At 47.0% G+C, this 11,974-nt stretch carries 8 protein-coding genes; 1 reads left to right on the forward strand and 7 read right to left on the reverse strand.

Annotation, left to right across the window (positions count from 1 at the left end):
• Positions 1-2,561: aspartyl protease family protein (locus tag C5S62_RS04275; RefSeq protein WP_223301133.1), on the forward strand; the 2,561-nt coding region annotated here is incomplete at its 5' end.
• A gap of 432 nt (positions 2,562-2,993) precedes the next feature.
• Here the strand turns inward: C5S62_RS04275 and C5S62_RS04280 are convergent.
• From C5S62_RS04280 to C5S62_RS04315, 7 genes are all read right to left on the reverse strand, one after another.
• A complete protein-coding gene (locus C5S62_RS04280) occupies positions 2,994-5,618 on the reverse strand; it encodes a UvrD-helicase domain-containing protein (protein ID WP_104404209.1) in 2,625 nt (874 codons plus the stop codon).
• A 98-nt stretch (positions 5,619-5,716) separates the two neighbouring features.
• Positions 5,717-6,388 carry a hypothetical protein gene (locus C5S62_RS04285; RefSeq protein ID WP_008646048.1) on the reverse strand — a complete coding sequence of 224 codons (672 nt, stop codon included), beginning with the start codon at positions 6,386-6,388 and terminating at the stop codon, positions 5,717-5,719.
• 346 nt (positions 6,389-6,734) lie between these two features.
• The gene (gene mobV, locus C5S62_RS04295) at positions 6,735-8,030 is read right to left on the reverse strand and encodes a MobV family relaxase (protein ID WP_104404210.1); all 1,296 of its coding nucleotides are present in this window, start codon (positions 8,028-8,030) and stop codon (positions 6,735-6,737) included.
• Positions 8,031-8,229: 199 nt separating this feature from the next.
• A complete protein-coding gene (locus C5S62_RS13245; RefSeq protein ID WP_133159492.1) occupies positions 8,230-8,448 on the reverse strand; it encodes a hypothetical protein in 219 nt (72 codons plus the stop codon).
• A gap of 213 nt (positions 8,449-8,661) precedes the next feature.
• Entirely contained in the window at positions 8,662-9,849 is a 1,188-nt protein-coding gene (locus C5S62_RS04305; RefSeq protein ID WP_104404212.1) for a primase-helicase family protein, read from the reverse strand.
• Positions 9,850-10,095: 246 nt separating this feature from the next.
• Entirely contained in the window at positions 10,096-10,461 is a 366-nt protein-coding gene (locus C5S62_RS04310; RefSeq protein WP_024988510.1) for a hypothetical protein, read from the reverse strand.
• A gap of 10 nt (positions 10,462-10,471) precedes the next feature.
• Positions 10,472-11,680: a site-specific integrase gene (locus C5S62_RS04315; protein WP_104404213.1), complete on the reverse strand. Its 1,209-nt coding sequence runs from the start codon at positions 11,678-11,680 to the stop codon at positions 10,472-10,474.
• Between the last annotated feature and the right edge of the window lie 294 nt (positions 11,681-11,974).

Here is an 11,974-nt window from a genome sequence, read left to right on the forward strand (position 1 = left end):
AGGCAATGCCGGTGGCAGGACGCTTCATTCCGCGAATATGGTTTCGGGGCTACTATGGTCATCATGTGATTACTGCAGGATGCACAGGCTTTCATCCATTGAAAAAAACTCAGCTTATGCGTTTCCGTCTTTTACTGTTTTTCTTTATATGCTCCCTTTTCTTTGTTTGCGCGGCTACGGCCGTGCAGGTTCAGAGTGCGGTTCCCGACTCAGTGGTGCGCCATGCCACACTTCTTGCCGCCCGTGGCGAAGTGGCGGAGTTACGGCCGCTTTTCAAGCAGTACGGGGCATCATTTCCGCGTTATGCCCGACTCTATTGCGACATGGCTCTGGCTCGCGCCGACCGCCGAGTCAGTCGTATGGTGGCTTGCATCGACACCCTCACCGCCGAACATGAAGCCCAGCTCGGTTTGCGGGGCCGGATAAGTCTGTCGCTAGTCAAAGCCGAGGCGTTGCGCCAGACGGGTCAATACGATCGCCTGGTAGCTTATTGCCGCGAACAGTTGACAGTTTACAAGCGTCGGCGTGTTCGCAAGGTACTGCTTGAACCTTTTGAGGCGCTTCTTGAAAAAGGCCGGCGCCTGATGGGAAATGCGCCCCGTACACGAGCGCTCCAATGCGCCGACCGTGACGACGCCTTTGTTTTGGCAGAAAAGTATGCCGCTTTCCTTCCTTCGTTCGATGCTTATGCCCGCCTGCGCTGTCTGCTGACGATGGCCGAGGCCTACGGCCGTGACAATGAAGCTTACTCGGCGGCCGACAGCCTGCTGACGTTTTTTACCGATTCGCTTGATACGCAGGATCTCACCAACTGCCTGCGGGCACGGGCGGAAGTACTCATCCGGCAAGGACGATGGGGAAAACTGGCTGAAACATCGGCCGCTGCCCGGAAACTGACGCGTGCCCATGCCGCTCCATTGGAACATTATGTACGCATGGGAGAGGCTTTCGGCCGTTATGCCCCCACGGCCGTTGAACGTCCGCAGGAGGAGACGGCCATACCGGTGTCGTATGTATTTCCTTTGCTGGTGAAATGCCGCATAGGAGCGGGTGAAGAAGTGGACTTCCGGCTTGACACCGGACAGGCACATACGTTGCTCAGTGAGGAAGACGCCCGCCGGAGTGGGGTGCATTTCGCAGGCGACACCATTTCAATTCCCTCATGGGCCGGACTTATTGATGTGAAGCCGGCACTGGTGGACGAGCTTCGGATGGGCGGTGTGGTGTTTCGCCGCCTGTTGGTTTATGTTGTACTTGACAGCAATGAACTGTCGGCCGAGTTCGGTCGCGCATTGGGGACGAATGATCTGATGCGTCTGAAAAAAATCGACTTCTATGATGAGAAATTGGTGCTCCCTTCTGTTGGGATATCTGAAGAAGCGGCAGGTTTTCCCGTTCATTCCAACTTGCGCCTCTCCGTGGAGAACACTTTGCGCCTGCAAGCCCTCTGCAGCGGGCAGCCGCATTTTTTCAGTCTCGACACGGGATGCGATGGCATCGTTCTCTCCCGCGTGGCTTTTCCCGCAACCGACACGGAGGACTGTCTGTTCCGCTTTTCCCGCAACGGCGTGCCGGCCGTACTGGAAGGCATGACGCTGAGCGAGGAGCGTGCCGCCGACCACGACGGCATGTTGGGCACACCTTTCATCCGCTTGTTCAAATGTTTGCACCTGGACTTCCGGAACATGCAGGTTACAGCGGACAATCGGCCGGAGACGCGGCAAAAGGAGTATGACCCGTTTGCCCCATTAGCCTTGAGGCGGAATTTCCAGGCACTGATGATGTCTGCTCCGGAAGCAGCCGACCGTAAAAATCTGACGCGTCTGTTGGAAGTGTATGAGGGCAAGACCGCCTTCCGCCTTGAAAGCGGAAATGACAGACCGCAGTGGAAACTTCCTGTCGGTGTACGAGATTCTTTTCACATGTCTTATGACAGTCAGGAAAGAACAACGCTTACAGGAAAATACGGTAAGCGGAAAGTGGAGGTGACTATCGCACTTCAGCCTTACGGCGCACATGTGGTGCTGTCTGATAAGATGGCGCGTCGGCTGAAAGTGCGGTTTGACGAAAAGGACAGTGCAATGTCAGGTGATACCCTCAAGGGAGTTCTGGACCGTTTGGAAATAGGCGGAACTGTCCTCACAAACTTGCGCTGCCTCGTCTGTTCCGGTCGGGGTGACACGCTGAGATTAGGCTACGAGGCCCTGGCGCTTATGCCGGCTGTGACTTTCACGCCTGAGGGGCTGACGCTTCACGAAACGTTCACGGCCGGTGGAAACGGTGTGCCTTTTGCCGTGGCTGATGCTGTCTGTCTGCAAGGAGAGACTCCGCACGGCTATGCCGTTTTGCACATGGGGGACTCAGGCCCCGTTATGAGCCGTGACCTGACGGAAAACCTATATGTGAATGGCGTGTTGCTTCCCGAAGGCGATTTCGGGGTGGCAGACCTTTCGGAGACTGTCTTTGCCGATGCGGTTGTTCCGCTCGGTTATCTGGTCAGAAAACTGGGCAACCTGACGTGGAATTTCACACAGGCTGAGGTTTATTTCCACCACCCGTAAGTGCGGAATGTCCGCTGAAAATACCAATAGGGACATCTGTTGTGAACCATCAGGTTGAAGTTAAGAAAGGATAGTCGGAAATGAAATTCAACCGGCGAGCCATAAGAATGGTACTTCCCGTTTTTTTAACACAATTTGCTTTCGGGCGTAAAATTTCGTATATTTGTAACAGCCAAGCGGGACTTCCTACATGGAGGTCCCGCTTTTCATGTGTTTTCCAGCGTTATTGGCGTAATAAAACGCTGTATTTTTTACGAAAATACAGCTATAAGATAGGAATAATTTAGGAATAAGCAACTTGCGCACTTTTTGCCACAAGTGAGGTAATGACTTGGCAACGGTCATAAATTCTGCGATGTGCAGTACATTGCTGTCAAACAACTCTATGCAAAGGTAACATATATTTTCGACAAACGAAATGCAATCAGTATTTTATTGCCGTTTCCCTTCCAATTTTCCTAATCGCATTACTATCGAGGTTTGACTTCTGCCCATTTTCTCGGCTATGTATTTTATACTTTTCCCTTCATGATAAAGGGTAAGCAGAAAATTATCCGCACTGCGTGTCCACTTTTTGTTGGCGTTTGGATGCTTGGCATAACTTTCTTCCGTGACTTTTTCCGGATGCAAGAATTCGTCCACGAAAACGGAAGGAAAGCGTCTGTCATACAGTATATAGGTCTTTACTTTAGCTCTGGTAATGGCTACATAAAACAGCCTGCGTTCTTCTCCGTATGGATATTGGTCGCTTTTTGTCAAGACATAATTAAGCACAGGGTCATCGCTTACAAGTGAGGGAAACCCGTATGTGTCCTTGTTGCATTGAAGAATTATCACATAGTCTGCTTCAAGTCCTTTGGATTTATGAACGGTCAGAAACTCTATTTTCCTGTCTCCGATGATATAGAAAAAGCGATTACCCTCTTTCACGAATTTATACATGAACGACAGGTAATAATCGTCAAAGGAATATCTCCCTAACAAAAAGACTGATTTGTCTAATGGAATTGACGCGACCAATTGTCCGATAACATTGCAATAATCTCGTCTTTCATAATCGCAAAACTGTAATTCTGTTTTAACTTGTGGGTTAAAAGGATGGATGTTCTTTTTAATTTGGGCTTCGTTGCGTTGGATAAATTGCGAGGACAGGCTGACTAAAGGCTCTCCAAACCGATATGTTGTTTCAATCTTATTGATTTCTGTCTGGCCGAAGTAATCTGAAAACTGATTGAAAAGTGCCATGTCGCTCCCCGAAAAACGATAGATGGACTGCCAGTCATCGCCCACACAATACAACTTGGCGGGTGGATTTCCCTCTCGCAATACTTTTAAGAAGTTGTAACGGTCAACTGATATGTCTTGAAACTCATCCACAATGATATAATCATACTTCACAGGATGGGAGGAACGACAAATGTCGGTAGCTTGCAGAATTGCATCCGTAAAATCTATTTGGTTGATGTTCGCCAATTCTTCAATATACCGTTTATAAACGGGCTGAAAGATGTTTTTGATAATGAACGTACTGCGTTCGTCCCCTGCGTTTTTAGTTTGCCTTAATACTTCATCTACAGATTTGCAACTTGACTTTATCAATGTCACGAAAGTCACGACAAGGCGGATAAAAGCCTTCTCATGCTTGCTGTTCGGGGGAAGAACCATATCGTATAATTCTGCATCTGTTTTCTCTTGGATGGAAACATCAGCCTTTTCCAATAAGGTTTTCAACTTCTCCCGAATATCGGAATAATGAAAGTCTGCACTTGAAGTTGTCAACAGCTTAGTGCCGAATTTCTCATGTGCCGCTTTTTTCCATGTTATGCCATCGTTGTACTTTTGGTTTGCTTCTTCATAGGTAATGCCTCTGTCTTTGGCAAACCATATAGGAACAAGCCCATGCTCGTCCACTCCAAAATGCTCTAAATATATTCGCTTTGTTTCTCCACCTTGTTCAAAATAAATGGAAAAATCCGGTTTGTATTGAGAGTGCATCTCGTCTACCAATGGATGCTCGTATGGCTCTTCATATCTGAATTTTACGCTAAGGGAAGATAGCGCAAAGCATATTTTCTGCTCTTGTTCACTCCGTACATAAACAGTTTTTCCGTCCATATCGGGAAACGTTGCTTTCAAACGCACCTCTTTTTGCTCTGAAAGTTGTTGCCTACGCTCATTCTTCCGCTTTTCCCACTCCTTTTCGGGCGTTTGATAATCAATGAAGTATTCTATTACGCTTTTCTTGAATTTCTTGTCGTTCAATAATTCATGGTAGATTTTCACGAAGAGCGCGTCCGTATTTTCATATATTGATGGCTTTTGTCCTGTTGTCTGTCCGATAATGTCAAGGGCAAGTTTGTGAAAAGTGTACCCTCGCAAACCAGCAATACCCATTCTTTCTGTTAATTCAGCGGCAGCCTTGTTTGTGTAGCTGATAAGGAGAATATTTTGAGGGTTGATTTTCTTTATTTCAGTCAAATACTTTACTTTCCCTACGATGGATGAAGTCTTTCCACTCCCTGCACTACTGACTACTAAACAATTTTCTTCTTCTGAAACGATTGAGCGTCTTTGTTGCTTGTCTAACGGATATTTTAGGCAATGGTCGAAAAACTCTTTATGCGTGTCAAGTAGAAATGTAATGATTCCCTCATTATGTTGTTTTACAAGTCTATTGATAGCCCCAAAGTCACTGATAAATTTGGATATGGTTTCAGATGGAGTGATATTAAAGGCTTCAAGTTTCTTAACAAGTGAATATGCTTCTTGAAAATGCGGCTTATAATGATTGACAAAATCTTTTTCTTGCGTTGCAGATATTATCTTCCCTGAAAAAGTGCTATTAAGGTCGGACGGAATATCAATAAATGCTCCGTTGTTTAATGCCGACAATCTTTCTCTTGCTTGCTCATAATTGGATTTATTGCTATAAGAAGATATGTGGTTTAACTTTTCAGAAAGTTCCTTGGACTTATTTTTTAGGCGTGTTCTTGTTATAGCTATATAACAAATTGAAATAGTTATAATACAAATTACCCCAATAAACAATGCCTGCATACTAAAAGAAAGATTTGCCGTTGATAAAGTTTACATTGTATAAAAGGTTAACGTGCCATGAAGGCACGCTAACTTTCTATTCTATTAAAAGACGGGAGTTACAGTAAAAAGCTATCCTCCCTAAAATAATCTATTATATCTTCATCAGAAGTTGCTTCATCTACAGCTTTCAAGATTTTTGCAAAGTTCTCAAACTTATCAACTTCATAACCGCCACAAGTTGTAAACTCTTTATCGCAAAAGAAAATCATTTCTCCCGGAATGGTCATTGAGCCTGCGCCATTAAGACTCCTAAATCTATGACTTACCGCCCAACCTGTAAATTCACCTTTGTGATATTTTGCAACATTTTCTTTTAGAGAAACAAGTTGTTCTGAAAGTTTCTTGGTATATTTATCCAAATCAGATTTGGCTTCTTCTTTCTCTTTTTTTGCCCGCGCATATTCTCCACGAGAGTATTGAGAAGAATATCCATTAGGAGCAAAAATATCCATAGAAGATTCTGCGGATTCGACTTTCATTTTACATCTGTTTATTTTAGACATCAAATCTTTGATGTCCTCACTAATTTTCATAATAGGTTCAATAGTAGTTACATCAATGAACATACTATCAACTTTTGTTGATATTGGTTCATAAGAATCTGGGTGATAGAGATAGTCTTTAAGCGTCTCTTTAACCAACTTCTCAGCTTTTTCCTCGTTAGAGAGTGTGCAAGAAGTCATAACTAATGCAACTGCACAGGATAGTAAGGTAATAACATTCTTCATAATGTTCACTATTTTAATGATAATTATTGACACTTATCCAAAACACGAAGCGTGGCACTGCGATGCTACGTCTTAGTTCGGAGGTCCTGAGAAAACCCTGTGTACAGATGTAGTAATAGCAGCCCACGCTATAGCGTGAGAACCACTATGCTACCCTTGTACACAATTCAGAAATTTCTCAGGTTTCCGTTCTACAAGATAAGCATAACGCTTCTTCTTTTTCTATGTCTCGGAAAGGGCTTCCCCAATCCAATTGCAAAAGTAGCTAAAATCCTTGATAAATTCCTTTCATTGAATGATTTTCTTTACTTTTTGAGACTGTTTGAACGGGATTTATGCGCGTGCATTAAATTTTCATCCCATTACTTTGCTTTTGGGTAGTAATCCCCAAACCGTTTCTCCATTCATGCGCCTTCTGCCGGAACCATTGCACAAGCGGAATATCATTCACGCATATTCGGAAATGTCCAGTTCTGCTTTTATCTTCTTCAAACGAGAAAGCCGCACCTTCTGCATGGAATTTACGGTTAAATTCGGGTGAATAAAAATCACCCTTTAACTTCACCTTCTTCAACTTGCACAATTCTTGGATTATCTGTTCGGAGAAGTGCAACGTATTACGACAGAAGTCTATCAGGGGCAACAATTTATCCACATGAGGAAAGTATCGTTTTACCTTGTCTATATACTCACCGAACTTGCTGCATTGGGTTTGGTGTTCACATTCCATCTGCTTGATATATTGCTCTAATCTTGCATTTTGATTTTCAAGTTCTGCTATGCGCTGCTGAAACCCTTCCCTTTCCGCTTTCAACTTTCCACCACCCAAAAGAGAACCGACCTTTGCCACGAGTGCGGCTTTCGCCTCGGTCTTAGCGGCTTCCAGTTTTTCCGACTTGATTCCTTGCTTCACCTCGTCAAGTTTCTGTTCCGCCTGTTGTCTTTCCGTTTGCAACTGCTGCACATTGGCTTCAAGTTCTCCCGTCTGCCGCTTCAAATCACGGTAGTATTGGGCGGTGGTGGTATGCCGTGCCTCCGAGCCACGGATACCACGCTGCAAGCCGTATTTCGCCATTGCTTCGGCGTAGTTGTCGTGATAGGCTGACAGCTTTTCACGTGTCAGCACGTCATCGGCGCACAGGCGAATGGCATCCGTTTTCTTGCGGTAGGTGCGCTTGCCCTCTGCCTGTTGCTTCTTTTTCGCTTTCCTGCGCTCGCCCGTTACAATCGGTACAACCGTTGCGTGGATGTGCGGCGTATGCTCGTCCATGTGCAGGACTGCCGAAACGGTGTTCTCCCGTCCGAAAGTGCGGTGCAGCCATTGCAGGTTGTCGGCACACCATTCGTTCAGTCTGCCCTCGTCCTGCACTTTCATCATGTCCTCATGCGTGCCTGAAAGCACGATGCGGATTGCCCTCACTTGGTCGGGCGTTATCTTCCTCTTGATGCCTGCCGTGCGGATGCGGTGATTGATTGCTCCGGTGCGGTCTGTCACGCCATCGGGGAAGTCCACCAGCTCACGGTTGAGGCAGGTGCGTGTAGAGTCGGCGTTCTTGGGGACGGTCTTGCGTTCGATGTGGTCGGACGCGCCCGTGTCCGCCGAGCCTTTCGCCTTGTTGAATTGGATGCTTATGTATCCCATTTTTGTCTTTTGTTTTTATAGGTTCTACAAACTTGTTTGTTCATGCCCGTCCGTTGCGGTCGTGCCGCATGAAAACGGGGGTGTCCAGAGGGGGTAACCCCGTTGGCTCATTGGGGCGTTTTTAGCATTAGCGCAGCGGTGCGTGAAGAAAACGCCCTAATGAGCTATGGCTTTTCCGTTCTTAAAATCCGCTGCGCAATCAGTGGTCGCCGGATGCTTTTTCTTCTTTCGCCAGCTTGGGTGGTACGTCATGCCGCCCTGTCGGTTTGTCGTCATGGTTTCGTGCCGTCACGTTGACATGCCTGCTTGTTGACATGATGGCATATCGGTATACGTAATACCCACTTGGAATGCCCTGCCGTTTCCCCACAGACTTGTTGACGGGTGTAAAAGCGTTGAAGTGTTGAATATGGCACATAACATATTGATATATTGTTTTATATGCACTCAACTTAGTTTCAACAAACGCATAATGCCCAACAAACGGCAACGAAAAGAAGGAGTGAGGACAGAATTGGATGCTGCCGCGCTCCCTCTTCATCGTCCGTTGGGCGTTGTTGGTATTCTGTTGAGTCTGTATATTACTATATATCAACATTCTATTATATCTATTCAACAATTCAACAGAATATCACAGGCTTTCCAGCAGTTCCTTGGTCACGGTGTAATATCTGCCCACTCCCTTGCGTGGTTGGTAGCGTCCCTCGCCGCCATACATGTAGGTGGTATAGGTAAGCCCGTTGGGTGCAGGGGACAGTTTCCAGCACTCCTGCACCACTTTACGCACCTGCGGCTTCTCTGCCTTGACCTGCGAACACAGCAGCAGGGGGATAATGTCATGCAGGCAGAATGACACCGTTTCCACTTCCATCTTCGCCATGATGTCAAGCAGCAAGTCCGCCATTTCTATTTCGAGGCGGTTGCGGTTGCTGCGGATTATCTTCCGCAAGGCTTCCGTATCAATCAGCTTCGGGGCAAACCACATACGGCTTTCTTTTTTCGTTGATAATTCCCGATGGATAAGGAAGTACAGGAAAGCGGGGATTTCATCCTTCAGCTTTTGCAGGAAATCGGTGTCATCACACTGCAATCGTCCTATCTTGCGTACCCAATAGCGTGTCTCGCCTGCATCTATGATGACGGGCAGATGCTCGTTGTTGGAACACAACACAAACTTGGCGAAGAAACCGATTTCGTTACGGTCTTTGCCTTTCGCCTCCACCTTGTAGGAAAGTGTGGTGCTGAGGTTCTTCAACCGTTCGCTGTCCTCCCTGCGGTTGAGCAGCACCTCGTCCACCATGATGAGCAGCTTGCCTGCCCAATCGGAATTGAACTGGCTGCGGAAGTCCTCATTGGTGTTGAACGTCACGTTGTCTTGGAAGATGGCTTTCAGGAAATTGAGGAACGTGCTTTTGCCCGTGTTCCGTTCTTCGGACACCAACAGCAGGATAGGCAGCTTCTGGACAGGTTGCAGGTAAAGCAGTTGCAGATAGTCCATGCCCAACTCGTATTGCTCTCCGAAGATATGCTCCACTAACGAGCGGATGCAGGGGAAACTGCCCTCCTGCGGTCGGTGTCCTATCGGCTCATAGAGATTGAGGAACTTTCCGACAACGGGCTTGTAGCCCACATGGTCGGGGACGGTACAGAAACCGTCATACTTCGGCACGGTAGCCATGCGGTCTTTGCCGTAGTCCTGCCGCAAGGTCTCGGAGTTCCATGCGATGCGTTTCTTCACACAGCCCCCGTCAATCAGCGGCTGGTCAACAATCTTGTAGAGGGTTGTCCCCACACGGATGAATTCGTCTTGTTCTGCCATAGGCTTTGCTTGGTTTTGTGTCGCCGACAGCAGTGTCGGCAACGGGTTAAACAATCGGGTGCAAAGTTATGATGCAACGCATAAAACTCTGATACGCAAAACGAAGCGGAACGGCGCAATCGTAACAAACTGACAAGAAAATGCAGAAAAGCACATAAGAAAAGGTGCGGCAAAACAAAAAGAAAGCCCGAAGAAGCATTCCTTTCTCGCTTCTTCGGGCTGTTTACGTAGGTACGTACCCACGCTCTAACACTCGCACATCGGTCTGTCAATTGACACCCACAGGACTTGTTTTTCTTTTCGCCCGTACAGCCTTTCCAGCAGGGTATCGCGCACCATTGCCGCACATGGGGTATTGATGCGGAATGCAATTGCCACGACCATAGGCAGGGCGTACACTTCCATGCCGTAGCCGTCGGGCAAACGGATATACCGTTCTGCCTCATGTCGTTTCAGCACTCCACTCTTATATACGGCTCGGATGGCGGCACGGAGTGTTGGGGCGATTGTACCCAACAATGAGGACAGCTCTGCCTCTGTCATCCATACATTTGTAGAAGTGGGTATAGTCACTCTACCGTACTCATTCATCGTAATAATGCCCCGTTCCATAATCAAGCGGTTATATGTCGAAACGTCCGCTTATTTTGTTCTCAAAGGCGGAAATGTCGCTGTTTAGTTTCGTGTTCGTTACCTTGGCATAAATTTGCGTGGTCTTGATGTCCGTATGTCCGAGTATCTTGCTCACGCTTTCTATCGGCATACCGTAGTTCAATGCCATGACAGCGAAGCTGTGCCGGCTGAGGTGAAAGGAAACCGGCTTCTCGATACCGCACTTCTTCGCTATGTTCTTTATGCGTTTGTTTACCATGTCAAGTGAGCCTATGTTAAATAGCCTCTTGTCTTTTCGGAACGGCTCGTAACGCTTGATTATCTGCATCGGAATGTCCATCAGCTTGACTTGGAACGGGACACCTGTCTTTTGCCGTTTCGACACAATCCACTGCGCACCGTTCATTTCCACGATATTGTCAGTCGTGAGGTTCTTGATGTCTATGAACGATATGCCCGTCCAGCATCCGAACAGGAACAAGTCCCTTGCCAGCGCGAAGTTTGGATTTTCCAGTTTGATTGCGCCCAATGCCTGAAGTTCCTCCTCCGTCAGAAAGCCGCGCTCCTTATGGTCGGGGTCAACGTGGTACATTGCAAACGGGTTTCTTGGTATCTTTCCGTTGTAGTGAGCCGTGGTGACGATATGTTTCAATGGTATGGAGTATATCCACACGGAAGATTGCGCAAGCCCTGCCTCGTTGCGCAGGTACAGGCAATAGTCGCGGATGAAGTCCTCCGTAAGTTCGTTCATCGTTATGTCGGCACGTTTATATTGCTTTCTGATAAACTCGGCTACATACTTGCGGACAGTCAGGTATTTCAGATATGTGCGCTTGGAGCGGTCTTTACCCACACGTTTGGCAAAAGCCGCGTTCTCCTTGTCAAAGGCACGTAACAAGGTCTCATATTCTGTGCCTATGCCCTGATAAGCGTTACGTACCATTTCAGCGGTCACACAGGCTTCACGGTCGGAAAGACGCTGATAGTGCTTCACTATTTGCGCTTTGATGTTGTCCAACGCGAAGTTTACCGCCTGTGCCTCCTTGCTCTTGCCTTTGGCACGGTTTCCCTTTGCGTCCCAAAGTGCTTTTGGGATGGTCTGCTTGCAACTGAACTGTGCGATAGTCCCGTTGATGGTCACACGTCCCATGATGGGGACAACTCCGTTCTTCTCTTTGCTTGCGTTCACGTAGAACACGGTCTTGAATGTACTCCTCATAATCCTTACTTTTTGTTTGGTGCAAAATTAGTTTATGGGAGTTGTAAGGGCAGAATGTAAACCTACGCAGAACGCAGAAATATAGACCGTTAGTATTAAAAGTGCATCCGATATCGGGTAATGATTTGGAAGTGCATCTGTTTCCATATTCTTCCCAAAGCCTGTCTTCCCCATCTGTGCCACCTTGTGCCAACCTATGCCCAAACCTACTGACAGTCAGTTGAAATGCTCAATTCTTCTCAAATCTTCATTTTATCCTATTCTTTTTCCCGAAAAGTCCCCGTATTGCAATTC

The organism is Prevotella sp. MGM2 (assembly GCF_002933955.1).
Lineage (GTDB): Bacteria > Bacteroidota > Bacteroidia > Bacteroidales > Bacteroidaceae > Alloprevotella.

Excerpts from the sequence above, each read along its gene's own strand:
- C5S62_RS04280 (WP_104404209.1), bottom strand. The coding sequence starts at position 5,618 with ATGCAGGCATTGTTTATTGGGGTAATTTGTATTATAACTATTTCAATT.
- C5S62_RS04285 (WP_008646048.1), bottom strand. The coding sequence starts at position 6,388 with ATGAAGAATGTTATTACCTTACTATCCTGTGCAGTTGCATTAGTTATG.
- mobV (WP_104404210.1), bottom strand. The coding sequence starts at position 8,030 with ATGGGATACATAAGCATCCAATTCAACAAGGCGAAAGGCTCGGCGGAC.
- C5S62_RS13245 (WP_133159492.1), bottom strand. The coding sequence starts at position 8,448 with ATGTGCCATATTCAACACTTCAACGCTTTTACACCCGTCAACAAGTCT.
- C5S62_RS04305 (WP_104404212.1), bottom strand. The coding sequence starts at position 9,849 with ATGGCAGAACAAGACGAATTCATCCGTGTGGGGACAACCCTCTACAAG.
- C5S62_RS04310 (WP_024988510.1), bottom strand. The coding sequence starts at position 10,461 with ATGGAACGGGGCATTATTACGATGAATGAGTACGGTAGAGTGACTATA.
- C5S62_RS04315 (WP_104404213.1), bottom strand. The coding sequence starts at position 11,680 with ATGAGGAGTACATTCAAGACCGTGTTCTACGTGAACGCAAGCAAAGAG.